The organism is Cryobacterium breve, from assembly GCF_027594785.1.
Lineage (GTDB): Bacteria > Actinomycetota > Actinomycetes > Actinomycetales > Microbacteriaceae > Cryobacterium > Cryobacterium breve_A.
Map to the genome: position 1 here is coordinate 2,922,293 of NZ_CP075584.1, position 23,221 is coordinate 2,945,513.

Sequence of the window (23,221 nt, forward strand, 5' to 3'; positions counted from 1 at the left end):
GTGGCGACCGGTACCCTGAAGGAATGAGCGTGTGGGACAACCTGACCGGCCAGGCGGATGCGATCGCGATCTTCCGTGCCGCCGCGGAGCCACAGGGCAAGGAGCCACAGAGCACAACGGCTGACGCCCCCGCGAGCAAAGCCGGCACGGCCGCCTCCGGTACCTCCGCGTCCAGCGCCTCTGCGTCCATGACGCACGCCTGGCTCATCACGGGCCCGCCCGGTTCGGGCCGGTCCAACCTCGCCTTCGCCTTCGCCGCCGCCCTCCTCAGCCCGGGAACGCCCGCCGAAGACGCGACCGCCGAACGGCTCGTGGAGGCCCGCACCCACCCCGACCTCGTCGTGCTCGCCACCGAGGGCGTCATCATCAAGATGGACTCCGTCAAAGAGGCCGTCAAACGCTCGCAGTACTCGCCATCGGTCGGCCGGTACCGGGTCATCGTCGTCGAAGACGCCGACCGCATGGTCGAGCGCACCTCCAACGTGCTGCTCAAAGCGCTCGAAGAGCCGCCGGAACGCACCGTCTGGATCCTCTGCGCGCCGAGCGAGGCCGACCTGCTGCCGACCATCCGGTCCCGGGTGCGCACCGTTCGGCTGCGCGTGCCGAGCGTCGCCGACGTCGCCGCGCTCCTCGTCGCCCGCGAGGGCGTCGATCCCCGTCGTCGCCGAGCGGTGCGCCCGCGAGGCGCAAAGCCACATCGGCATGGCCCGGCGCCTCGCCACGAACCCCGAGGCCCGCGATCGGCGCGAGGAAACCCTCAAGGCCGCGCTCGGCATCCGTGGGGTGTCGTACGCGGTGAACGCCGCGGCGCGACTGCTCGCGATCGCGGGAGACGACGCGAAGGCGATCACTCTCGAGCGGGACGCCGCCGAACGCGAAAGCGTGCTGCGCTCCCTCGGCGTCGAGCCGGGCAAGTCGGTGCCGCCTGCGTTGCGCGGCCAGATCAAGGCGCTCGAAGACGACCAGAAACGGCGGGCCACCCGGAGCCTGCGCGACGGGATCGACCGGATTCTCGTCGATCTGACCTCGCTGTACCGGGATGTGATGATGGTACAGTTTGGCCGCGAGAATGAAGTGATCAACCGTGAGCTCCTCGCCGGAGTGCGTGCTGCAGCAGCGGCCTGTGCGACCGTCACGACGCTCGCGACCCTGGACGCCATCGCGATCGCCCGGCAAAGAATTGAATCCAATGTGGCACCGGCCCTGGCCCTCGAGGCCATGCTGGTGTCCGCCATTCGACGTTGACACCGATGACCATGACGAGGACGAAGACCGCGACAATGGCACCGCCCACCCGCGGCGCTCGTGAAAGCCTGAGCACACCTGCACGACCAGACCAGTAATGAGGAACCGTTGACCACACGCATCCGCCAGCGCCCGGCGTCGAATGGCCCGGCGTCGAATGGCGCAGTGACGCGCCGCCCGGCCGCCCGACGCTTCGCGATCCTCGCCGCAGCCGTCGTCGTCACGCTGGGGCTGAGTGGATGCGTGCCGGCGTTCCTGCCGCAACCCTCCGCCTCGACGTCGTCCCCCCACCGGGGAGAGCGTCAGCAGCGCCCTCGACCCGTTCTACAACCAGGTGCTCACCTGGACCGACTGTGGCAACAGCCTGCAGTGCACCACCGCGAAGGCCCCGCTCGACTGGAGTGCGCCCGGAACGGACACCGTCGACCTCGCCCTCGTGCGGCACGTCGCCACCGGCACCCGGGTCGGCTCGCTCCTGGTCAACCCCGGAGGTCCCGGCGGGTCCGGGTACGACTTCGTGAAGGCCTCCCTCGACTACGCCACGGATGCGAAGCTGCAGGCCGGATTCGACATCGTCGGGTTCGACCCGCGCGGTGTCGGCCGCTCGTCAGCGGTGAAATGCTACGGGGCCGCCGACATGGACCAGTACCTCTACGCGATCCCGGCCGCGGCCCGCGGCACGGACGCCTGGATCCAGGAGGTCGAGAAGTCCTCGACCGAGTTCGGAGCGGCCTGCGCCACGAACACCGGTGCGCTGCTCGCCCACGTGGACACCGTGAGCGCCGCCCACGACCTCGACATGCTTCGTGCCGTGCTCGGCGACAAGCAGGCTCAACTACCTCGGGTACTCCTACGGCACCTTCCTCGGGGCGACCTACGCCAACCTGTTCCCGGACAAGGTCGGCCGCCTGGTTCTCGACGGAGCCCTCGACCCGTCGACGAGCAACGCTGAGGTGACCCGGGTGCAGGCCGTCGGTTTCGAGAGTGCACTGCGTTCCTACCTCGCCGATTGCCTCGGTGGATCGAAGTGCCCGTTCAACGGCACCGTCGACCAGGCGATGAGCACGATCTCGGCCCTGCTCGACTCGGTGGACCGGAGCCCGATCGCCGCGAGCGACGGCCGGATGCTCGGCGGCAACACCCTGCTCACCGCGATCATCTACCCGCTGTACCAGGCATCGGCGTGGCCGAACCTCAGCGAGATGCTGTCGAGCGTGATGCAGGGCAACACCAAGGTCGCGTTCCAGTTCGCAGACGCCTACAACGGCCGCAATTCCGACGGAAGCTACCTCGACAACTCGACCGAGGCCTTCCTCGCGATCAACTGCCTCGACTACAGCTACAACGACGACCCGGCCGTGATGCGCGCCGACGCCGCCGCCATCGAGGCTGCTGCGCCGGTCATCGGCAAGTACATGGCCTACGGCGACACCGGTTGTGCCAACTGGCCGGACAAGTTCACCGGGACCCGCGCCGAGATCCACGCGCCGGGAGCGGCTCCGATCCTCGTCGTCGGCACGACGAACGACCCGGCGACCCCGTACGTGTGGGCGCAGAGCCTCGCCAAGCAGGCTCGACAGCGCCCAGCTCGTTACCTATGCCGGCGAGGGGCACACCGCGTACAACAAGTCCAATGCCTGCGTGAACAACGCGGTGGACTCCTACCTGCTGCAGGGGACGGTGCCGGCGACGGACCCGAAGTGCTGATGCCGGACGGCCCCGCGGCATCCGCCGGCCGCCTTCTGAGGACTGCACAATTGCGCGCCGTGTAAGAATATGACCATGGTGGATGTTGCGGAAGAACCCGGCCTGCGCGAACGGAAACGTCTGGCGACCCACCGGGCCATTCAACTCGCCGTGCTCACGCTCGCGTCCGAGCGCGGGGTCGACAAGGTCACCGTCGAGGACATCAGCCGGATCGCGGATGTGTCCCCGCGCACCTTCTTCAACTACTTCCCGTCGAAGGACGCCGCCCTCGCCGGCGATGACCTCACCCTCGGGTCCGAGGCGGAGATCGAGGACTTCGTGCACAGGAGCCCCTCGGGCGACATCCTCGCCGACCTCGCGGTGCTGCTCTCGACAAGCGTGCAGAAGTCCGAGGACGACCGGGAGATTCACCAGCTGCGGCGTCAGGTGATGAAGGAGAACCCCTACCTGTTCGGAATGCGGATGGCCACCCTCCGCAGCTTCGAGGGGCACCTCGACGAAGTGATCAGCCGGCGCCTCGCTGCGGACGATCCCGTGCTCGCCGCTGACGCCGTCGCGCTGCACCAGCGCGCCCTGTTGCTCACGCTCGTCGCGGTCGCGGCCTTGCGCCACGCCTGGCGCTGCTGGGCGGAGGGCGACGAGTCCCTGCCCCTCGCCGACCGGGTGCGGGCGTCGTTCGCTGGGCTGTACGAATTGACCCTCCGGACCAGCTAAGCTTTGTTGCTGTGTCACCGCGCGTTTCCGGAAGGAAGCATTCGGGCGTCACGCCGCCTTAGCTCAGTTGGTAGAGCATCTCACTCGTAATGAGAAGGTCGTCAGTTCGATTCTGACAGGCGGCTCCCTTCAGTCGCCGTTCCCCGGTGCGATTCACTGCGTCATTCCTTGCGGGGCGGCACTCTCCTTGCCGCGATTCCGGGCGCGCGAGGCTCAGCGCGCGTGGCGCGCGGCGCATCCGTCGTCGTAAAGTCGGAGATTTTTGCGACCCGCCGCGATTCCGGGCAGCGGATGCCGCGAGTTGCGAAAATCTCCGACATAGCATCACCCGCCATCGAGCCGCGCGGGCGATGCCTCGACGTGGTGTGAGGACGTACGCCTCCTTACGTTCATCAAACGGCTACCGGGACTGGCTAAAGTCCCGGTCAGGGCCGGGGGTGCTCCATGGAGGGGGAACCGATGTACGTCGTGACCGGAACGTGTCCCGTGTGGTGGGCGCGGGCATCCGTTCAGGTGGGCCGGATCGGGATCATCGCGGTCGGCGCGGCCCTGCCCTGGGTGTCCTTCGTCTACTGGTTGGGCGAGCCCGACCGGGTCCTGCTCGGATCCACGGGGCGGTTGTTCATTATCGTGACGGCCGTCGTGCAGCTCTTCTCCGTTGTGGCCGGCATCGCCGTGGCCGGCCTGCTGTCGACGTGGACAGACTATCGCGGGCGGCAGGCGGCCCGGCTCTGGGGCTGGCTCGCACTCGTCCCGGGCGTTCTGCTCGCCGGCATCGTGACGGTGCTGTGGCAGGGCTGGCCCCGTGAATCCGGCCCGCCCCTGATCGTGTTCGGCGTGATCTGCGCGGTCATGGTCCTGACCGCGCTCATCAGCTCGCGCCGCTCCGGCCTGGTGACCGTCATCGGCAGCGTCCTCTCACTGGGCATCGTTGCCCTGATCCTGAGTTTCGCGACATCGATGCCGGGGTCGGTCGTCCTGCTCGGCCCGGCGACCGCCTATTGCGTCGCGGTGTCCCTGAGCGCATCCGCCGCCGCGTACGCCCGGATCTGACCGCTTGAGCGCGTCCCAGTGGGCGGTCACGTCCTGCTTGCCACTGCCCGACGGTAGAAGTCGATCTTGTCCCGGATGACTTCGCGGCAGGCGATGAGTTCCTCGATCTGGGCATCGAGAGAACGCGCGTGCGATTCCATCAACGCGATCCGGTCGGCCTCGTTGCCCTCGCCAGCGCGAACCAGTCGGGAGTACTCGGCCATGTCGGCCACGGGCATGGCCGAATCGCGCAGTCGGTTCAGCAGCGCCAACCAGCGCACGGCCTCGTCGCCGAAGATCCGCTGACCGCCGGGTGTGCGTGGGATATCGCGGGGGAACAAGCCTTGCGCCTCGTACCAGCGCAGCGTATGAACACTCAGTCCGGAGATGGCGGCAAGTTCGCCGATCGTGTGGGTGCGTTCGGCTATGGTCGCCTCTGCCATCATGAGATCCGTCCTTGACCTAGAGTGAACTCTAGACCTTAGCATGGCGGGTATGACTGCAACGCACGACATCACCGCCCGCCAGCAGCCGCTGGCCACCGAGTTCGGCTACCGCACCACCGCCGCCGAGGTCCTCGCCGGCCGCGACCTCGGGGGAAGACCGCCATCGTCACTGGCGGCTACTCCGGCCTCGGACTCGAGACGGTCAAGGCGCTGGCCGCCGCAGGTGTCGCCGTCACGGTGCCGGCCCGCCGCCCGGATGCCGCCACGGCTGCACTCGTGAACGTGCCCGGCGTCACCGTCCGTCAGATGGACCTCGGCGATCTCGACTCGGTCGCGGCCTTCACCGCCGCAGTGCGCAACACGGGCACTCCGATCGACATCATGATCAACGCGGCCGGGGTGATGGCCTCGCCGCTGTCGCGCACGCCGCAGGGATGGGAGTCCCAGTTCGGCATCAACCACCTGGGACATTTCGCTCTCGTCGCAGGAGTGGCCGGCCAACTGCGCCCGGGTGCCCGCGTGGTGGCGTACTCCTCGACGGCCCACTACCTCTCCCCGGTGCTGTTTGACGACATCAACTTCGAGAACACACCGTACGACCCGTGGGTTGCGTACGGCCAGTCCAAGACGGCAGACGCACTGTTCGCCGTTGCGCTCGATGCGCGCTCCGCCGCTCGCGACATCCACGCGTTTTCCGTGAATCCCGGTGGCATCATGACAGACCTTCAGCGGCACATGCCGCGCGAGGAGTTGCTCCGGCGAAAATGGATCGACGAGAACGGCGACCCGAACCCGTTGTTCAAGACCCCCGCCCAGGGTGCAGCGACCGCGCTGTGGGCCGCGACCGCCCCCGAACTTGTCGAACGTGGCGGGGTGTATTGCGAGGACTGCTCCATCAAGGGCGTCGTCTCGCCGGACCACACCGACGCGATCGCCGGCGGGGTCAAAGAATGGGCCATCGACGCAGACGCCGCCGAGCGCCTGTTTACACTCTCCGTCCAGGCGACCGGGTTGAACCCGTTCGTCGACTAACACTCAATGGGTATGTGCTCGCCGTAGCCGTTGCGGTCCCTATCGCTCGGACGGCAGCGGCGCTACGGTCGCCACGATCGCGGGTTCGCGGAGGAGCGAGCCAACGGTTCTCCTGTCCCAGCGTCGGAACCGAGAGAGGCAATCATGACAACGGTGTTGATATTCCACGAGGTCGACGACGTCGAGCACTGGCTCGACTCACCCCGGCGCGACGAGGTGTTCGGGCCGCTGGGCATCAGTATCCAAACCTTCATCGACCCGACCGACGACCATCGGGTCGGGCTGATCGCCGACGTACCCGACATGGACGTGTTCCAGCGGGTGATGGCGTCCGAAGTCGTGGCGGAGGCGATGCAGTTCGACGGCGTCCGCCCGGAAACCGTCGTGATGATGGTGGAGTCCTGACGATGTATGCCCGAATCAGCACCTTCAGGACCGGCCCAGACACCGACCCCCACGCGAATGAGAATGCGACCATGCTGCGGGTGCTGGCGAACCCCGGCTGCCGCGGCATGTACTTCCTCAAGGGCACGGACGGCGACACGGCCCTGGCCATCACGCTCTGGGACTCGGAGGACTCCCTCGCGGGGAGTAGGGAGCCCGCGGAGTCCATTCGCGCCGACTCGAGCGCCGAACAGCATCTGACGGTCGTTGGCGTCGAGGAGTTCGAGGTGACGGCGAGCACGTTCATCGGCTGAGCCGGGCGGCGCTCTCCCCGGTGCGCTCGTTACGATGGGGGAGTCCCAGGCCCCGCTCGGAAGGCATCCATGGAGTACGCCCTCGCGCCCGACGGCGCCCGCATCGCCTGGTCGTCGACCGGCCCAGACACCGGTGTCGGGGCCGGCAGCCCCGTGGTCCTGATCGCGGGGCAGGGCGTCTCGAGCCGCTCGTGGTCTCCGCTGCTGCCGACGCTCGGTACCCGGCACCGGGTGATCACGTTCGACACCCGCGGGGTCGGCGACAGCGAGCCCGGCGCCGACGAGCGCTTCACGACGGCCGCGCTCGCCGAGGACGTGGTCGCCGTGCTCGACGCCGCAGGAATCGACAGGGCACACGTCTACGGGCATTCGATGGGCGGCCGGGTCGCACAGTGGTTCGCGATCAACCACCCGGATCGCCTGGGTGCCCTCGTGCTCGGCGCGACGAGCGGCGGCGATCACCGCGGCCTGACCCGCACGTCCGACGTCGCCCAGCTCATGGCCCGCGGCGACGCGCTCTCCATGGGCCCGCTGTTCTTCACGGATGCCTTCATCGCGTCCCACCCGGAACTCGTCGCGGCCATGTTCGTGCGCCCGTCCTCTGTCCACACCCGGCGCCTGTTGTTCGGTGCGAGCACCGGGCACGACGCCTGGGACCACCTCCCGGGCATCACCGCGCCCACGCTCGTGCTGCATGGCGACGCCGACGAGGTCACACCTCCCGGGAACGGCGAACGTCTCGCCGACCATATTCCGAATGCCGCATTCGGGGAGCTGCCCGGGCTGCGGCACGGCTACTTCCTCGAGAGCGACTGGGCGACGGATGCCGTCCTCAGGTTCTTCGCGGCGCATCCGCTCGCCGCCTGACGCGGTCGCGAGCGACGGTGGCTAACTCAGGAAAGCCGGTGGGGTGAGCGGCTTGCGGCCTTGAGATTCCGGGCCTCGGGGATTCGTCGTCCACGTATCTCCTGAGTTAGCCACCGTCGGCTCCGGTGAACTCTTACCGGAGGCGGCCCGACCCCGCCTGTCGGCCCGGTGCCCGGGTGCGACGGTGGCTAACTCAGGAAGCCGGTGGGGTGAGCGGCTTGCGGCCTTGAGATTCCGGGCCTCGGGGATTCGTGGCCATATATCTCCTGAGTTAGCCACCGTCGGCTCCGGTGAACGCACCCGACGCGACCATGCCATCTCGTGCTGCAAGCGCGCGACCACACTCCGCAGCCAGGGCCGCACCCACGGTCACGGTTTCCGAGCCAGCTAGGCGCCTGGTGGGCGCGGGCGGAGGGGGATCGTCGCGAGCACGGCGCGGCCGGCCGGGTCGGCCCGGGGCGCCATGTCGACGAGCGCGAGCTGGTGGAGTTCGAGGATGTCGCCGACAGCCACCCGCGCGTGGTGCTTGTCGGTGACATGCGCCCGGAACTCGGTCCCGGTGAACGCCGCCTCGTTGGGCGCAGCCGCGAACGGGCGCACGGCCGCGACCACGAGGTCGTGCAGCGCTGTCAGGCTCGGGGTTCGACTCGAGCACGGTCACGGGAATGTCGTGGCGGCGCCCGAAGCGTTCGCCGCCGCCGGCGACCACGCTCAGCGCGGGCAGGGCGGATGCCGCGGCCGTGAGGGCCGCCGCGATCACGTCGGGTGCGGCATCCGTCAGGAACGGCGCCAGCACCGTCACGTGCAGGGGCCAGTCGCGCACCAGGAAGGTGTCGCCGACAGTGAGCGGCGCGAGCGGGAGCACGACCACGAGCCGGGGCATCACCGCATCACCTCGCGAGCGCGAACCAATTCGACGGAGAATTTCCCCGGAAAGCTCTTCAGTCGACGTCCCACGCTTGTTTTCATCAAAAACTCCGTCGAATCGGTTGGGGGAAGCTCACCGGATCGCGCCGGTCTCGTCGTCGGCGAGGGCCAGGTCGATGAAGGCACGCACCGCTGCCGAGAGCCGCCGCGTGCGTGACGCCGCGAGGTAGACGGTGAAGTCGGGCATGCCCGCGACGGGGAGGCGCCGCACGTTGCGGGCGTCGCGGGCGGCGAATTCGGGAAGCAGGGCGACGCCGAGCCCGTTGGTCACGTATTCGGCGGCGGTGCCGATGTCGGAGACCTCGATCATCACCCGTCGCTCGAGGCCGGCCGCGGCGAAGGTCTCGTCCACGATCTGCCGGCTCGCATAGCCGGGCGGCAGGTCGATGAACTCCTCGGGCGCGAGGTCGCCGAGATGGTCGAGGCCGACTTGCCCGGCCTTCGCGAGGCGGTGATCGGCCGGAACCACGAGCACCATCGGCGACGCGGAGATCGGGGCGGCGAGGAGCTGGGCGGGCACGGGCCCGCTGAGCGCGAGGAAGGCGAGGTCGAGTTCGCCCGTCGCGAGTTCGTCGAGGAGCCCGGCCGAGCCGCGCCGGGCCGCCCGCAGCCGCACCCCGACCCCCGGGTGGCCGGTGCGGAACAGCCCGAGCAGCCTCGGCACGTTGACGAGGGTGACCGACGTCATCAGTCCGATCACGATCGACCCGGTGATCGCGTGGGTGGTCTCCTCGGCGGCGTCGCGCACCCCGTTCACGGCGTCGAGCGCCTCGCGCACCTTGGGCAGCAACAGCTCGCCCGTCGAGGTGAGCCGGATCTGCCTGCGGCTCCGGTCGAAGAGCTCGACGCCGAGCTCGTTCTCGAGTGCGCGCACCCCTGCGGACACCGCGGATTGCGCGATCGTGAGCCGGTCGGCGGCGCGTGTGAAGCTCAGTTCGCTCGCCACCGCGCTGAAGAATTCGAACTGTCGCACATCCACTCCTGAATCATCTCATTTGGAGATTGATTCCATCACCATTCGGCGTTGTTTCTTATCTGTCCGAGCGAGACGATAGATACAGGGAGCCGCTCGAACGGCGAACCGGAAGGCATGACGTGACGAACAATTCAACTGTCCTGGGCAGCAGCCCCGTGGCGGAGACCCCGACGCCGGCAGCGGAGGCACAGGCCCCGAACTCGGCAGCAACGGATGGCCTCGGTGCGCCCGCCGCGCCCCGCCGCTCGGCCGACCGGGTCGTCGAGGTACTCAAGGCCCACGGGGTGAAATGGGTGTTCGGCGTTCCCGGCGCCAAGATCGACCCCGTCTATGACGCCCTCGTCGACGACGGCCCCGAACTCATCGTCTGCCGGCACGAGCAGAACGCGGCCTTCATGGCCGCCGCCGTCGGCCGGCTGAGCGGGGAGCCCGGGGTTGTGCTCGTCACGAGCGGGCCCGGTACCTCCAACCTCGCGACCGGGCTGCTCACGGCCACGACGGAGGGCGACCCGATGGTCGCGATCTGCGGTGCGGTCTCCCGAGCCGACCGACTCAAGCGCACCCACCAGTCCATGGATGCCGTCGGCATGCTCTCCGCCGTGACCAAGTCCGCGGGCGAGGTCAGCGTCGCCGACAACGTGCCGGAGGCCATCGCCAACGCGTTCCGCCGCGCGACGCAGGAGCCCAAGGGCGCCGCCGCCGTCGTGCTCCCGTACGACGTGCTCGTCGACACGACGACCGTCTCGATGACGGGCCCACACTGGGTGCCGCGCCTCGGCGCCGCCCCGGCGGAGAGCGTCACGCGCGCCGCCGAACTGCTGAAGAACGCGACATTCCCGGTCATCCTCGCCGGCGCACGTGCGGGGTCCGACCGGGCCACCGCTGCCCTGCATCGCCTGCTGGGCGTCGCCGACCTGCCCGTCGTCGAGACGTTCCAGGCGGCCGGCGTGCTGTCCCACGAGCTCGAAGAGCACTACCTCGGCCGGGTGGGCCTGTTCCGCAACCAGCCGGGCGACATCCTGCTGCACAAGGCCGACCTCATCCTCGCGATCGGCTACGACTTCGTCGAGTACGAGCCCTCGAAGTGGAACAAGGACCACCAGCGCCGCATCATCCACCTCGACGAGCTCTCCGCAGACCTCGACGACTACTACCGCCCGACGGTCGAGCTGCGCGGCGACGTCGCCGAAACCATCGACGCGCTCGCCCGGCAGATCGACGGCCTCGAGCTCAGTGCCGCGACATCCACTGTCGTCGCCACCGAACGCGCCCGCCTCGCCGAGGCCGACGAACCGCACTGGAACGACGACGAGTCGGAGGGCGTGCACCCCGCGGCCCTGACCCTCGCCATGCGCAAGCTGCTGCCCGATGACACGACCGTGCTCTGCGACGTCGGCTCGCACTACATCTACATGGCCCGGCACTTCCGCACGTACCACCCGCGCACCCTGCTGTTCTCGAACGGGCAGCAGACCCTCGGCGTGGCGTTGCCGTGGGCGATCGCCGCGACCCTCGTGCGGCCCGGCACTCCGGTCGTCTCCGTCTCGGGCGACGGCGGCTTCCTCTACTCGGCGATGGAACTCGAGACCGCGGTGCGCCTCGGCTCGACGTTCACGCACGTGATCTTCAACGACGGCACCTACGACATGGTCGCGTTCCAGCAGCAAGGCAAGTACGGCCGCACCTCCGGCGTGCAGCTCGGCGACTACGACGCGGTCCAGTACGCCGAATCCTTCGGCGCCCACGGCTACCGGGTCACGCACCTCGACGACTTCGCCGGCGTGCTGAAGCAGGCCATGGCCGAGCCGGGGCCGAGCATCATCGACGTGCGCGTCGACTACCGAAACAACCGGGATGAGCTCATGGCTGATCTGGAAAGCGATGTGCTGCAATGAGTGATTTCACGGTCTCCCGCCACGAGATCTTCCAAACGAGCCTGATGAGCGCCCTGCTCGACGGCGTCTATGAGGGCGAGATGACCGTGCGCGACCTGCTCGGCCACGGCAGCTTCGGCATCGGCACCTTCCAACGGGCTCGACGGCGAGATGCTGATCCTCGACGGCAGCTGCTACCAGCTGCGCGCCGACGGCGGCGTCTCCAAGGCCGACCTCGGCGCGCACACGCCGTACGCGGTCGTCACGAACTTCGTCCCCCACGTCGAGAGCGACCTGCCCGAGGGCGTGCTCCGGGCCGAGGCATCCGCCTTCATCGACCACATGACGTCGTCAGAGAACTACATGTACGCGCTGCGGATCGACGCCGAGTACGAGTGGATCACCATGCGCACCGTCGTCAAGCAGGAGAAGCCGTACCGCCCGATGGTCGAGGCGACCGACGAGGACGCGATCGTCGAGCCTGCACAACGTGACCGGCACGATCGTCGGCTTCCGCACCCCGCTCTACGAGCAGGGCATCGGCGTTCCCGGCTGCCACGCCCACTTCGTCACCGACGACCGCAGCGCCGGCGGCCACGTGCTCGACTTCAAGCTGAAGTCCGGCCACGCCGCCCTCTGCCTCGGCACCGACCTGCGCCTGCAGCTGCCGCTGACGGATGCCTTCCGCGACGCCAACCTCTCGCCCGACGACCTCGAGTGGCAGCTGCAGAAGACCGAGTCGCACGCGAAGTAGCCGTAGCCCGGGTCACGTGTGCCGCGGCATCCGTGCGAAATGCAGGAGAATCGGTTCGCTGAGGCTGGGGGAGCCTCAAGTCGGCCCTGATCCTGCATTTCGCAAGCGGATGCCGGGTGCGGCACCGCCCGACGCCGACACTAGTGTCGGAAAACCCTTTCCAGCCGAGCCGTAGGATCGATGGAACGGTGTGCTCCAGCCTTCCGACTGTGCCGGTCCACCGGCAACGGAAGGACCATACGTGCTCTCTCGACCCCGGGTCGTCATCGTCGGCGGCGGAATCAGCGGACTGGCGACAGCCCACTATCTGCATCAGTCGCTCGGGGACGGGGCGCTGATCACCCTGGTCGAAGCCTCGCCCCGCCTCGGCGGAAAGATCGTCACCGAGGACTTCGCCGGGCACTCGGTCGACGCCGGCCCCGATGCGCTGATGGTGCGCGCACCGGTCGCCGTGAACCTCCTCACCGACCTGGGCCTCGCGGACCTCGTCGTGGCACCCGCGAGCGGGGGATCGCGGATCTGGTCCCGCGGCCGCCTCCGCACGCTGCCCACCGGAACCGTGTTCGGCATCCCCGACCGACTCCTGCCGCTGCTGAAGTCGCGCCTGCTCTCGCCGCTCGGCTTCGCCCGGGTGCTCCTCGATGTCGTGTTGCCTGCCGGGCGCACGCTGCCCGCTGACCCCACCATCGCCGAGATCGTGGTGCCGCGGATGGGCCGCGAGGTCTTCGACCGGCTCGTGGACCCGCTCCTCGGCGGCATCCACGCCGGCCGCGCCGACGAGCTCAGCGCCCACAGCACCGCCCCGGACATCGAGGTGCTCGCCCGCGGCAACCGCAGCCTGAACCTCTCGCTCCGCCGTCGGCGTCGCGCCGGGGCCGCGAAGGCCGCCGCCGCGCTCGCTGCCGGCACTGCCGCCGCCGACTCTGGCGTCGCCAGCACGACGGCCGCCAGCACCAGGGCCGCTGCCCCTTCCCCCTCTGTCTCCGCCGCTCTCGCCACGGCGGGGGATGCCGCGGCCGGGTCCCGGGCGACGGCATCCGTCGGTGCGGCACCCCGGCTCGCCCGGGCCGGCGGGGCCACCCTCGTCACTGTCGAGGGCGGCCTCGGACGCCTCATCGACGCGCTCGCCGCGCGTGCGGCGGGCGACGACATCCGCCTGCGCACGGCCGCGACGAGTCTCGCCCGCGAGGGCGCCGGCTACCTCGTGGGTCTCTCGGACGGGACGAGTGTCGAGGCCGACGCCGTCGTGGTCGCCACCCCCGCGTTCGTCGCCGCCGGACTGCTCCTGGCCGAGAATCCCGTGCTCGGGGCCGCGCTCGCCGGGATCCCATACACGGATGTCGCGACGATCTGCCTCGCCTACCCGCGCTCGGCGCTCGGCCGCCCGCTCGGCGGCAACGGGTTCCTGGTGCCGCCGGTCGAGGGCAAGCTCGTGGTCGGCTGCACCGTCTCGAGCAACAAATGGCCGCACCTGGCCGATGAGGCGACCGTCCTCATCCGCTGCATGGTCGGGCGCGCCGGCGACACCCGCTGGGCCGGGCTCGACGACACGACGCTCGTCGCGCAGGTGCATGCCGAGCTCGTCGAGGCGCTGGGTGTGACCGGGAGACCGACCACTCACCACATCGAGCGGTGGCCGCTCGGGATGCCGCAGTACGTCGTCGGACACCAGGGTCGTCTCGACACCGCCGACCGGGAACTCGCAGGACTGCCCGGCGTGCACCTGACCGGATCGGGGTACCGTGGGGTCGGCCTCGCGAGCTGCATCGCAGACGCCGAGCGCGTCGCCCGTCGGATCGCCGAGAGCATCGCCGCGGGCACCATTGCCGCGGCGCAGGCACCAAGCGAGGTCGTGTCATGAGCACCGCCACCCCAACTGCCGCGGCGGCCGTGACCGTCGCGCCCGCTGCGCCCATCGCATCCGTCCGGTTGACCGGCACCGCCGCGTCCGCCGTATCCGTCGCGTCCACGGAGGCCATCGCATCCGCTGCGATCGGTGTCGACGTCCTCGACCCGACCCGCAGCCACGTGCTCGGCCACCCCGCCGTGCTGCCGACTCTGCCCGCCGCCCGCCGCGGCCCCGGGCCGGACTACTCAGAAGCGCCCGATGCTCGTCTTCTGGGAGACGACCCGGGCGTGCGCCCTCGCCTGCAAGCACTGCCGCGCGAGCGCGACGATGCAGGCGCTCCCCGGCGAACTCACGACCGCCCAGGGCAAGGACCTGATCGACCAGATCGCCGGCTTCGGTCGGCCGTACCCGATCCTCGTGTTCACCGGCGGCGACTGCCTGATGCGCCCCGACCTGTTCGAGCTCGTCGAGTACGCCACCGGGCTCGGCCTGCCGACGGCGCTCTCGCCCTCGGTCACGCCCACCCTCACCGCCGCGATGATCGAGAAGATCGTCGCGAGCGGGGTCAAGGCCGTGTCGATCAGCCTCGACGGCGCGAGCGCGCCGACCCATGAGGGCGTGCGCGGCATCCCCGGCCACTTCGAAGACACCGTCAACGCGATCCGCGCCCTCGCCTCCGCCGGGCTCAGCGTGCAGGTGAACACGACGGTGATGCGCGCGAACGTCGACGAACTGGCGGATGTCGCGGCGCTGATCAAGAACGCCGGCGCGGCCATCTGGGAGGTCTTCTTCCTCGTGCAGGTCGGACGCGGCGTGTCGACGGAGGCCGTCACGCCCGAGGAGCACGAGGAGATCTGCCACTTCCTCTACGACGCCTCGCAGCACGGCTTCATCATCCGCACGGTCGAGGCCCCGTTCTTCCGCCGGGTCGTCGCCCGGCGCCGCGCGGGAGACCCGGCACCGGCAACCCCGCTCTACGAACGGCTGGCCGGTCGGCTCGAGTCCCTGATGGGCCCCTCGGAAGGCGTGCCCCGCGCCCAGACGGCGTCGACTCGCGACGGCAAGGGCATCGTCTTCGTCGCCTACGACGGCGAGGTCTACCCGGCCGGCTTCCTGCCGCTCGGCCTCGGCAACGTGGAGACGACCCCGCTCGCCGAGATCTATCGCGACAACCCGCTGCTCAAGCAGATCCGCGCGACCGAATTCTCCGGACGCTGCGGCAGCTGCGAATACGCCGACCTCTGCGGCGGCTCCCGCGCCCGCGCCTTCGCCTCGAGCGGCGATCCCCTCGGCGAAGACCCGGCCTGCCCGTACCTGCCGGGGACGGATGCCGCGCTCGGCCTGCCCGGGTCTGGCGCGCCCGTCGGCGCGGGAGCATGACCGCGTGAGCGGCTCTAGGGAGCAGTCCGCGTCGGAGCGTCCACGCGACTCCACCCTCGGCGGCGGGCGGGACCCAGGGGCAGGGCCTGGGCCGAAGTCAGCGACGGATCGCGCCCGGGGCACGGCGCCAGATCGCATCCCGGCCGCCGCCTATGACGCCGTGCTCCTGCTCGGCTTCGGCGGCCCTGAGGGCCAGGACGACGTCATCCCTTTCCTCCGCAACGTCACCCGCGGCCGCGGCATCCCCGAGGAGCGGCTCGAGACCGTCGCGACCCACTACCGGGCCTTCGGCGGCGTGAGCCCCGTCAATGGGCAGAACCGGGCCCTGCGCGCCGCCCTCGAGGCCGAGCTGGCCGACCGGGGTGAGCCGCTCCCGGTGTACTGGGGCAACCGCAACTGGACGCCCCTGCTCGCGGACACGGTGCGGGCGGCATCCGCTGCCGGACACACCCGGCTCCTCGCCATCACGACGAGCGCGTACAGCTCGTACTCGAGCTCCGCCGCCAGTACCGCGAAGACATAGCCGGCGCGCTCGAGACGACGGCCGCCGACGGCACACGACTCGACGACACCATGCGCATCGATGTGGTGCGCCCGTACTGGAACGAGCCCGGCTTCGTGGTGCCCTTCGTGGAGGGTGCGCGTGCCGCTCTCGCACGCCTCGCGGCGCGGGGCGTGCCCGTCGACCGCGCCCACGTGCTCTTCACGACGCACTCGATCCCGACAGCGGATGCCGCGCGCAGCGGTGCGCGCGACGCCGGCTGGGGCGCGGGCGGGGCCTACCTCGCCCAACACCGGGCCGTCGCCGCCGCCGTGATGTCCGCCCTCGGCGATCCCGGCATCGCCGTGACTCTCGCCGATCCCGCCGCCCTCGCCGATTCCGTCGCCCTCGCCGATTCCTTCGACCCCGCGGCTCTCGCCGACCCCGCCGCCGCCTCCGATCGACCCCAGCCGGCCTGGTCGCTCGCTTTCCAGTCCCGTTCTGGCCCGCCGGCGATGCCGTGGCTCGAGCCCGACGTCAACGATGCCCTCCGCACGCTCGCCGCAGGCGGCACCACGGCCGTCGTGATCGTGCCGATCGGCTTCATTTCCGACCACATGGAGGTGCTCTGGGACCTCGACACCGAGGCCGCCGCCACCGCAACTGCCCTCGGACTGGCCATGGAGCGCGTCGCGACCCCCGGCATCCACCCGACCTTCGTCGCCGCCCTCGCGACCCTCGCCCTCGAGCGCCTGCACGGCCCCGTCCTGCCCGGCTGCCCCGGCGGATGCTGCGAGAAGGGGCTAGACCGTCCCGCTCGTCCCGCGTCATGACCATTCCACGTCGCGACTGCCCCTGAGGTGTCGCATATCGACGTTCACACGGCCTACGAACCTCGATATGCGACACCTCACGGAGCATCGCGGGGCGACATCTGTCCCCGTGGATGATGCGAGAAGGGTGCAGGTAGTCCCGTCGGTCGCCCTGCGTCGTGACCATCCAGCGTCGTGACCTTCCTGAGGTGTCGCATATCGACGTTCGCGCAGCCTGCGAACCTCGATATGCGACACCTCAGGGATCTGTGAATACCGAACGAGGACAAGGGTTTCGCTTGTAGGCTGGACGTGACTGGTCCGCCGACGAAGAGGACGCCAACTGTGAACCGAGACGAAACTGATGCCCGGGCGCTGCCCCCGATCGAAGCCGAGCTGCAGCGGGTGGTCCGGCCGCGGGCCCGCGTCATCATCGACAACGACTTCTCCGGGGATCCGGACGGCCTCGTCCAGCTCGCGCATCACGTGCTGTCGCCGTCGGTCGAGATCCGGGCGATCATCGGTTCGCACCTGCGCCCCGGCGACCCGTTCGATCCCTCGGAGCAGACCGCGACGAACGCGGCCGCCGCCGCCGGACAGGTCCTCGACCTGCTCGGGCGCACCGGGAGCATCCCGGTCATCGCAGGGTCAAACGTCGGACTCAGCGACCGGACCACGGCCATCCGCTCTGCCGCAACCGACCTGATCATTCGGGAGGCCCTGCGCGACGACACCGAGCTGCCGCTCTATGTCGCGTGCGGCGCCGGGCTCACCGAGATCGCGAGCGCCTACCTGCTCGAGCCGCGGATCGCCGACCGGCTGACCCTGGTCTGGATCGGGGGCCCGAGCACGACGGGATCGCGGCCGCGCCGCCGGGGACGAGCGGCGCGGAATACAACCTCGCCATCGACATCCGTGCGGCCCAGGTGATCTTCGACTCCCGGATCCCGCTCTGGCAGGTGCCGCGGGACGCCTACCGGCAGACGCTGTTCTCCTGGGCGGAACTGCTCACTGCGGTACGGCCGCATGGAGCGATCGGCCGACACCTCTACGCGGCGCTCGCCGAGGTCACGGAGATGGCCGGGCGGCACGGGGTGCACCTCGGCGAAACGTACATCCTCGGCGACAGCCCGCTCGTGCTGCTGACGGCACTGCAATCCAGTTTCGAGCCGGACCCGTCCTCGAGCGCGTGGGTCACCCGCACCGCCCCCAGGATCCTGCCGGACGGCAGCTACGATCCCACCCCGCGACAGGGTCCGCGCCCGATCCGGGTCTACACCCGGCTCGACCTGCGGCTGCTCTTCGCCGATTTCACCGCCAAGCTCGCGGCCCACTCCGCGGCTGGAGAGTGACCTTTCCGGTCGAGAGTGCCCGGTATACGGGTCCCTCTTGACCGGAAAAATCCAGGGGAGGTGCTACGGCTCGACCGTCAGGAGGGGGCGCAGGTAGCGCCGGAGTTCCTCAGCCATGTCGAGGGCGTCCGGGGCGAGGAGCCACTGCACCTGCAGGCCGTCGCTGAGCGCGATGAGCGACCGCGCGGCGCTCGCCGGCTCGACTCCGTCGAGCAGCTGGCCCGCTGCCTGGACGTTGGTGAACGCTTCGACCATCAGGCCGACGACCCAGGTGTACCGGTCGAGGAAGTACTGGTGAGCCGGGTGTTCTGGCGCCGTCGCCTCTGCGGAGAGCACGCAGTGCAATTCCACGAGACCGGGAGCGAAGCTCGCGTTGTACTCCGCCACGCGCACGATGCCGCGAATCGTCTCGATGCCGGGCGTGCCGTCGATAGGTACGAGCGCGACGGAGCGCTCGTCACGCAGCTCGAGCACGCCCGCGAGCAGTTCGTTCTTGTTGGAGAAGTGGTGCAGCAGGCCGGCCTGGCTCATCCCGACCCGCTCGGCGATCTCCCGCAGCGAGCCGTTGCGAAAACCGTGGTTGGCGAAGACCTCAATGCCGGCCTCGAGGATCTCTCGACGTCGACCCGCCGTCTTGGCGTAGCTCCCACGCGACTTCCCCGTCATAGCCATGCGCTGACTCTAGCGCGGAAAATAACGATTTGACGAAAACCTAGTGGTTAATCGCTTTTCCTGTTAGCTTTTCAGCCACGCGACCCAAAGAGGGGTCACCCACTGAAAGGGAACACCGATGTTCCGATGGAAAAGCCTCACCGCGGCGGCAGCAGTTCTTGCTCTCGGCCTGACCGGTTGCTCGGCAACCAGCACCACGACCACCTCCGGCGCCCCGACCACTCTCACCCTCGGCGTGATCGTTCCAGCTACCACCTTCTCGGCCGCGGATATCGCATTCGCCAATGAGGCGCCATACGGCCAGGCGGTCTACGACACCCTCCTCAAGGCGGATCCCGCCGGCGAGCTCGGACCCGACCTGGCCACCAAGTGGGAGTACAACGACACCAAGACGGTGCTCACCCTGACCCTTCGCGACGACGTCACCTTCACCGACGGCACCAAGTTCAACGCGGATGCCGCGGCCCAGAACCTGATCCGCTTCCGTGACGGCGCCTCGCCGAACAAATCCTTCCTCGCGTCACTCGCCGACGCGAAAGCCGTCGACGACACCCATGTCGCCCTCACCCTCACCCAGGCCGACCCGGCCCTGCTGCACTACCTGACCCAGAACGCCGGTATGCAGGAGAGCCCGAAGGCCTTCGGCAACGCCGACCTCAAGACCAACCCGGTCGGCAGCGGCCCGTACATCCTCGACACCACCAAGACCGTCGTCGGTACGAACTACGAGTTCACCAAGAACCCGAAGTACTGGGACCCGAGCTCCGTGCACTACGACAACCTCTCCATCAAGGTGCTCGCCGATGTCACCGCGATGCTGAACGCCGTCAAGGGTGGCCAGCTCAACGGCGCCAAGCTCACCGTCAACACCAACAACGCCGAGGTCGAAGCGGCCGGCTACACGCTGAACCCGTTCGAGCTCGACTGGACCGGTCTCATCCTGCTCGACCGCGACGGTTCGATGAACCCGGCCTTCAAGGACGTCCGGGTCCGCCAGGCGCTCAACTACGCGATCGACACCAAGGCCATGCTGACCGCGGTCGGTGAAGGCCTCGGCACCCCGACCACGCAGATCTTCCCGAAGAGCTCCGTCGCCTACGACGCGTCCCTCGACTCCCGCTACGCCTTCGACCCGGCCAAGGCTAAGTCGCTGCTCGCAGACGCCGGCTACGCAGGCGGCCTCACGATCGACATGCCGAGCACCTCGCTCATCGGCCCGGCGATCTTCACCCTCGTCCAGCAGCAGGCTCAAGGACGTCGGCATCACGGTGAACTACACCGACACCGGCACTAACTTCATCGCCGACCTCCTCGCCCCCAAGTACGCCGCGTCCTGGATGCAGCTGCAGCAGGACAACGACTGGGCGCTCGTGAACTTCGAGATCACCCCGACCGCGACCTTCAACCCGACCAAGTACCAGGACCCGAAGGTCGACGCGTTCGTCGCGACCATCCTGAACGGCAGCAAGGACGAGTCCGACGCCGCGCTCAAGGACCTCAACACCTACGTCGTCGAGCAGGCCTGGTTCGCCCCGTGGTACCGCGTGCAGTCCAACTACGCCACGGATGCGAAGACGAAGGTCATCCCTCAGGTCGGCAACGCCTACCCGTACCTCTGGAACTTCACCCCCGTTTCGTAGCTCCTCCAGAGCCGTTTCCTGGACCGGCGCACCCCCGGCGCGCCGGTCCAGGGAACGATTTCGGGTCGGAAAATGAAAAACTAAGAATCACTCGGAATTCATCCTTGAAAACCTAGTGTGTATTCGTTTTTCATGTTAGCTTTGCTGCACGGAGCCCACAGTGGGGCTGCACGTGCACGTGAAAGGGACCGAAGATGTTCCGATGGAAAAGCATGACCGCGGTAGCCGCCGTCGTGGCCCTGAGCCTGACCGGCTGTGCCGCAGGTTCGACCTCGTCCAGCTCCGCTGCGACGACTCTCACCCTGGGCGTCGTCGTCCCGGCCTCGACCTTCGCCGCAGCGGACATGAACTTCGCGACGCAGACCGCATACGGTCAAGCCGTCTACGACACCCTGCTCAAAGCGGATCCGAGCGGTGAGGTCGGCCCGGACCTGGCAACAAAATGGGCGTACAACGCCGACAACACGGTGCTGACCCTCACCTTGCGTGACGACGTCACCTTCACGGACGGCACCAAGTTCGACGCCGATGCCGCAGCCCAGAACATTATCCGGTTCCGTGACGGCGCCTCGGCCAACGCGTCGTTCCTGAAGTCGGTATCCGCCGCGACCGCGACGGACCCCACCACGCTGACGATCACCCTCACCGAGGCCGACCCGGCGCTGCTGCACTACCTGACTCAGAACGCCGGCATGGTCGAGAGCCCCAAGGCCTTCACCAGCGCTGACCTTCAGACCAACCCGATCGGCAGCGGTCCCTACATCCTCGACACGGCCAAGACCGTCGTCGGCACGAGCTACGAGTTCACCAAGAACCCGACCTACTGGGACCCGACGAGCGTGCACTACGACAACCTCTCCCTCAAGGTCTACGCGGACGGCACCGCACTCCTCAACGCCGTCAAGGGCGGCCAGATCAACGGTGCCGCGGTCGCGGACAGCAGCACGATCCCTGAGTTCGAAGCGGCCGGCTACACGATGAACCCGTTCGAGCTCGACTGGACCGGCCTCATCCTCTTCGACCGTGACGGCACGCTGAACCCGGCGTTCAAGGACGTGCGGGTGCGCCAGGCCATCAACTACGCATTCGACAGCAAGTCCCTGCTGACCGCGGTCGGCGAGGGCCTCGGCACCCCGACGAGCCAGATCTTCCCGACCAGCTCGGTCGCCTACGACGAGAGCCTCGATTCCCGCTACTCCTACGACCCCGCCAAGGCCAAGGCGCTCCTCGCCGAGGCCGGCTACTCCGGCGGGCTCACGATCGACATGCCGACCACGAGCTTCGTGCCGGCGGCCACCTTCACCCTCATCCAGCAGCAGGCTCAAGGACGTCGGCATCACGGTGAACTACACGGATGCCGGCAACAACTTCATCGCCGACATCCTGGCCCCGAAGTACGCAGCGACCTGGATGCAGCTGCAGGAAGACACCGACTGGGCACTGATCAACTTCGAGCTCACCCCGAACTCGACCTTCAACCCGACGAAGTACGACGACCCCACGGCGGACGCGCTCATCGCCACCGTGCACACGGGTTCGCAGGCCGACGCCGATGCCGCCGCGAAGAAGCTCAACGCTTACATCGTCGAGCAGGCCTGGTTCGCCCCGTGGTACCGCGTGCAGTCCAACTTCGCGACGGATGCGAAAACGAAGGTGGTCACCCAGGTCGGCAACACCTACCCGTACCTCTGGAACTTCACCCCGGTGTCCTAACCGGCACATCACCACCACCCGGGCCGCGCGGGCAGCCGCGCGGCCCGGTCTCCACCCACTGCAGTGAGGAACAACGATGTTCAGATTCATCCTCAGACGATTGCTCTCTGGCATCGTTCTGCTCTTCGTGATCTCCACGATCGCGTATTCCCTTCTCTACGTCGGCGGCGGTGACATCGCCCGCCGCATCCTCGGCCAGATGGCCACCGAGGAGGGCGTCGCCCAGAAGACCGCGGCCCTCGGGCTCGACCGCCCGCTCGCCGTGCAATACGTCGACTGGCTCAGCCACGCGGTCCGCGGCGACCTGGGCACGTCCTGGTTCACCGGCCAGCTCGTCACGGTCGGCATCACCTCCCGGGTCGGTGTCACCCTCTCCCTCGTGATCGGCGCCATCCTCGTCACCGCGATCGTCGCCGTTGTGCTCGGGGTCTGGGCGGCGGTGCACGGCGGCTGGGCCGACAAGGTCGTCCAGGCCGTCTCCATCCTCGGCTTCGCGATTCCCGGCTTTCTCGTGGCCCTCGGCCTCGTCACTCTCTTCGCGCTCAACCTCAAGTGGTTCAAGCCCACCGGGTATGTGCCCCTGACCGAATCGCCGAGCGGATGGCTCGCAACGGTCACCCTGCCCATCATCGCCCTCGCGATCGGCAGCATCGCCGGCGTCGCCCAGCAGGTGCGCGGCTCGGTAACGGATGCCCTCCGCCAGGACTACGTGCGGACCTTGCGCAGCCGGGGCCTCTCCTTCAATCGGGTCGTCTACAAGCACGTGCTGCGGAATGCCGGGGGGACCGGCGCTCGCCGTGCTCGCGGTGCAGTTCGTCGGACTGCTCGGCGGCGCCGTCATCGTGGAACAGATCTTCGCGATCCCGGGCCTCGGCCAGGTCGCCGTCACCGCGACCACCCAGGGCGACATCCCGATGGTGATGGGCCTGGTCGTCGCGACCGCCATCATCGTCGTCATCGTCAACCTGCTCATCGACCTGCTCCAGGGCTGGCTGAACCCGAAGGTGCGTCTCTCATGATCGATCTCACTCCCACGGCCCTCGCGCCCGT

Annotated in this window: 22 protein-coding genes, 1 tRNA gene and 4 pseudogenes; 23 read left to right on the top strand and 4 right to left on the bottom strand. The window is 68.8% G+C overall.

What is annotated here, in order from left to right; all coding sequences use genetic code 11:
• The first annotated feature begins 23 nt into the window (after nucleotides 1-23).
• The 6 genes and pseudogenes from KIV56_RS14255 to KIV56_RS14280 all read left to right on the top strand — a co-directional run bounded on the left by KIV56_RS14255 (nucleotide 24) and on the right by KIV56_RS14280 (nucleotide 4,719).
• Nucleotides 24-1,245, top strand: a pseudogene (locus tag KIV56_RS14255) (DNA polymerase III subunit delta').
• Between the two features lie 235 nt (nucleotides 1,246-1,480).
• Nucleotides 1,481-2,197 (top strand): alpha/beta fold hydrolase, encoded by a 717-nt coding sequence (locus tag KIV56_RS14260; RefSeq protein WP_281533963.1) that lies wholly within the window; start codon nucleotides 1,481-1,483, stop codon nucleotides 2,195-2,197.
• Nucleotides 2,130-3,017 (top strand): alpha/beta hydrolase, encoded by an 888-nt coding sequence (locus KIV56_RS14265; protein WP_432432641.1) that lies wholly within the window; start codon nucleotides 2,130-2,132, stop codon nucleotides 3,015-3,017. The genes KIV56_RS14260 and KIV56_RS14265 overlap by 68 nt, the downstream gene beginning before the upstream one ends.
• Nucleotides 3,018-3,027: 10 nt before the next feature.
• Nucleotides 3,028-3,666 carry a TetR/AcrR family transcriptional regulator gene (locus KIV56_RS14270; protein WP_281533964.1) on the top strand — a complete coding sequence of 213 codons (639 nt, stop codon included), beginning with the start codon at nucleotides 3,028-3,030 and terminating at the stop codon, nucleotides 3,664-3,666.
• Nucleotides 3,667-3,718: 52 nt separating this feature from the next.
• A tRNA-Thr gene (locus KIV56_RS14275) sits at nucleotides 3,719-3,791 on the top strand.
• A 334-nt stretch (nucleotides 3,792-4,125) separates the two neighbouring features.
• Nucleotides 4,126-4,719, top strand: coding sequence for a hypothetical protein (locus KIV56_RS14280; protein WP_281533965.1), 594 nt, complete (start codon nucleotides 4,126-4,128; stop codon nucleotides 4,717-4,719).
• Between the two features lie 26 nt (nucleotides 4,720-4,745).
• Here the strand turns inward: KIV56_RS14280 and KIV56_RS14285 are convergent, their stop codons facing one another.
• Entirely contained in the window at nucleotides 4,746-5,144 is a 399-nt protein-coding gene (locus KIV56_RS14285; RefSeq protein WP_281533966.1) for a MerR family transcriptional regulator, read from the bottom strand.
• A gap of 162 nt (nucleotides 5,145-5,306) precedes the next feature.
• On the opposite strand from KIV56_RS14285, the gene KIV56_RS14290 reads away from it, so the two are divergent.
• The 4 genes from KIV56_RS14290 to KIV56_RS14305 all read left to right on the top strand — a co-directional run bounded on the left by KIV56_RS14290 (nucleotide 5,307) and on the right by KIV56_RS14305 (nucleotide 7,741).
• A complete protein-coding gene (locus KIV56_RS14290; RefSeq protein WP_281536166.1) occupies nucleotides 5,307-6,176 on the top strand; it encodes an SDR family NAD(P)-dependent oxidoreductase in 870 nt (289 codons plus the stop codon).
• A 144-nt stretch (nucleotides 6,177-6,320) separates the two neighbouring features.
• Nucleotides 6,321-6,581, top strand: coding sequence for a hypothetical protein (locus KIV56_RS14295; protein ID WP_281533967.1), 261 nt, complete (start codon nucleotides 6,321-6,323; stop codon nucleotides 6,579-6,581).
• A gap of 71 nt (nucleotides 6,582-6,652) precedes the next feature.
• Entirely contained in the window at nucleotides 6,653-6,874 is a 222-nt protein-coding gene (locus KIV56_RS14300) for a hypothetical protein (RefSeq protein ID WP_281533968.1), read from the top strand.
• Nucleotides 6,875-6,943: 69 nt separating this feature from the next.
• Nucleotides 6,944-7,741 carry an alpha/beta fold hydrolase gene (locus tag KIV56_RS14305; protein WP_281533969.1) on the top strand — a complete coding sequence of 266 codons (798 nt, stop codon included), beginning with the start codon at nucleotides 6,944-6,946 and terminating at the stop codon, nucleotides 7,739-7,741.
• A gap of 271 nt (nucleotides 7,742-8,012) precedes the next feature.
• Here KIV56_RS14305 and KIV56_RS14310 read toward each other — a convergent pair whose 3' ends face one another.
• Both KIV56_RS14310 and KIV56_RS14315 read right to left on the bottom strand, forming a co-directional pair.
• The gene (locus KIV56_RS14310) at nucleotides 8,013-8,624 is read right to left on the bottom strand and encodes a 2'-5' RNA ligase family protein (RefSeq protein ID WP_348648573.1); all 612 of its coding nucleotides are present in this window, start codon (nucleotides 8,622-8,624) and stop codon (nucleotides 8,013-8,015) included.
• Between the two features lie 117 nt (nucleotides 8,625-8,741).
• A complete protein-coding gene (locus KIV56_RS14315; protein ID WP_281533971.1) occupies nucleotides 8,742-9,641 on the bottom strand; it encodes a LysR substrate-binding domain-containing protein in 900 nt (299 codons plus the stop codon).
• Nucleotides 9,642-9,763: 122 nt separating this feature from the next.
• Here KIV56_RS14315 and alsS point away from each other — a divergent pair, with 122 nt between their 5' ends.
• From alsS to KIV56_RS14355, 8 genes and pseudogenes are all read left to right on the top strand, one after another.
• On the top strand, nucleotides 9,764-11,539 hold the full coding sequence (gene alsS, locus KIV56_RS14320; RefSeq protein WP_281533972.1) for an acetolactate synthase AlsS: 1,776 nt from the start codon (nucleotides 9,764-9,766) through the stop codon (nucleotides 11,537-11,539).
• Nucleotides 11,540-11,689: 150 nt separating this feature from the next.
• Nucleotides 11,690-11,926, top strand: a pseudogene (locus KIV56_RS14325) (acetolactate decarboxylase); the annotation flags it as partial.
• An 82-nt stretch (nucleotides 11,927-12,008) separates the two neighbouring features.
• Nucleotides 12,009-12,272, top strand: a complete 264-nt coding sequence (locus KIV56_RS14330) for an acetolactate decarboxylase (RefSeq protein ID WP_281533973.1) — start codon at nucleotides 12,009-12,011, stop codon at nucleotides 12,270-12,272.
• A 241-nt stretch (nucleotides 12,273-12,513) separates the two neighbouring features.
• Entirely contained in the window at nucleotides 12,514-14,133 is a 1,620-nt protein-coding gene (gene hemG, locus KIV56_RS14335) for a protoporphyrinogen oxidase (protein ID WP_281533974.1), read from the top strand.
• A 135-nt stretch (nucleotides 14,134-14,268) separates the two neighbouring features.
• The gene (locus KIV56_RS14340) at nucleotides 14,269-15,501 is read left to right on the top strand and encodes a TIGR04053 family radical SAM/SPASM domain-containing protein (protein ID WP_281533975.1); all 1,233 of its coding nucleotides are present in this window, start codon (nucleotides 14,269-14,271) and stop codon (nucleotides 15,499-15,501) included.
• Nucleotides 15,502-15,637: 136 nt separating this feature from the next.
• Nucleotides 15,638-16,815, top strand: a pseudogene (locus KIV56_RS14345) (ferrochelatase).
• A gap of 324 nt (nucleotides 16,816-17,139) precedes the next feature.
• The gene (locus KIV56_RS14350) at nucleotides 17,140-17,724 is read left to right on the top strand and encodes a hypothetical protein (RefSeq protein WP_281533976.1); all 585 of its coding nucleotides are present in this window, start codon (nucleotides 17,140-17,142) and stop codon (nucleotides 17,722-17,724) included.
• Nucleotides 17,721-18,146 carry a hypothetical protein gene (locus KIV56_RS14355; RefSeq protein WP_281533977.1) on the top strand — a complete coding sequence of 142 codons (426 nt, stop codon included), beginning with the start codon at nucleotides 17,721-17,723 and terminating at the stop codon, nucleotides 18,144-18,146. Before KIV56_RS14350 ends, KIV56_RS14355 begins: the two co-directional genes overlap by 4 nt.
• A gap of 63 nt (nucleotides 18,147-18,209) precedes the next feature.
• Here the strand turns inward: KIV56_RS14355 and KIV56_RS14360 are convergent, their stop codons facing one another.
• Nucleotides 18,210-18,818 carry a TetR/AcrR family transcriptional regulator gene (locus tag KIV56_RS14360; RefSeq protein ID WP_281533978.1) on the bottom strand — a complete coding sequence of 203 codons (609 nt, stop codon included), beginning with the start codon at nucleotides 18,816-18,818 and terminating at the stop codon, nucleotides 18,210-18,212.
• Between the two features lie 118 nt (nucleotides 18,819-18,936).
• Here KIV56_RS14360 and KIV56_RS14365 point away from each other — a divergent pair, with 118 nt between their 5' ends.
• The 5 genes and pseudogenes from KIV56_RS14365 (at nucleotide 18,937) to KIV56_RS14385 (ending at nucleotide 23,190) form a co-directional block, all read left to right on the top strand.
• Complete coding sequence (locus KIV56_RS14365) at nucleotides 18,937-20,112, top strand: ABC transporter substrate-binding protein (RefSeq protein ID WP_281533979.1); 1,176 nt, start codon at nucleotides 18,937-18,939, stop codon at nucleotides 20,110-20,112.
• Nucleotides 20,087-20,458 carry a hypothetical protein gene (locus tag KIV56_RS14370; protein WP_281533980.1) on the top strand — a complete coding sequence of 124 codons (372 nt, stop codon included), beginning with the start codon at nucleotides 20,087-20,089 and terminating at the stop codon, nucleotides 20,456-20,458. Before KIV56_RS14365 ends, KIV56_RS14370 begins: the two co-directional genes overlap by 26 nt.
• Nucleotides 20,459-20,670: 212 nt before the next feature.
• Nucleotides 20,671-22,302 carry an ABC transporter substrate-binding protein gene (locus tag KIV56_RS14375; RefSeq protein WP_281533981.1) on the top strand — a complete coding sequence of 544 codons (1,632 nt, stop codon included), beginning with the start codon at nucleotides 20,671-20,673 and terminating at the stop codon, nucleotides 22,300-22,302.
• Nucleotides 22,248-22,889: pseudogene (locus KIV56_RS14380) on the top strand (ABC transporter permease); the annotation flags it as partial. The gene KIV56_RS14375 and the pseudogene KIV56_RS14380, both read left to right, overlap by 55 nt.
• A gap of 55 nt (nucleotides 22,890-22,944) precedes the next feature.
• A complete protein-coding gene (locus KIV56_RS14385; protein WP_281533982.1) occupies nucleotides 22,945-23,190 on the top strand; it encodes an ABC transporter permease subunit in 246 nt (81 codons plus the stop codon).
• The last annotated feature ends 31 nt before the right edge of the window (nucleotides 23,191-23,221 follow it).

Bases quoted from the DNA above. Each gene is read 5' to 3' on its own strand.
- KIV56_RS14305 (WP_281533969.1), top strand. From the start codon at position 6,944: ATGGAGTACGCCCTCGCGCCCGACGGCGCCCGCATCGCCTGGTCGTCG.
- KIV56_RS14295 (WP_281533967.1), top strand. From the start codon at position 6,321: ATGACAACGGTGTTGATATTCCACGAGGTCGACGACGTCGAGCACTGG.
- KIV56_RS14280 (WP_281533965.1), top strand. From the start codon at position 4,126: ATGTACGTCGTGACCGGAACGTGTCCCGTGTGGTGGGCGCGGGCATCC.
- KIV56_RS14285 (WP_281533966.1), bottom strand. From the start codon at position 5,144: ATGATGGCAGAGGCGACCATAGCCGAACGCACCCACACGATCGGCGAA.
- KIV56_RS14385 (WP_281533982.1), top strand. From the start codon at position 22,945: ATGCCGGGGGGACCGGCGCTCGCCGTGCTCGCGGTGCAGTTCGTCGGA.
- KIV56_RS14360 (WP_281533978.1), bottom strand. From the start codon at position 18,818: ATGGCTATGACGGGGAAGTCGCGTGGGAGCTACGCCAAGACGGCGGGT.
- KIV56_RS14365 (WP_281533979.1), top strand. From the start codon at position 18,937: ATGTTCCGATGGAAAAGCCTCACCGCGGCGGCAGCAGTTCTTGCTCTC.
- KIV56_RS14300 (WP_281533968.1), top strand. From the start codon at position 6,653: ATGCTGCGGGTGCTGGCGAACCCCGGCTGCCGCGGCATGTACTTCCTC.
- KIV56_RS14310 (WP_348648573.1), bottom strand. From the start codon at position 8,624: ATGCCCCGGCTCGTGGTCGTGCTCCCGCTCGCGCCGCTCACTGTCGGC.
- KIV56_RS14375 (WP_281533981.1), top strand. From the start codon at position 20,671: ATGACCGCGGTAGCCGCCGTCGTGGCCCTGAGCCTGACCGGCTGTGCC.
- KIV56_RS14270 (WP_281533964.1), top strand. From the start codon at position 3,028: ATGGTGGATGTTGCGGAAGAACCCGGCCTGCGCGAACGGAAACGTCTG.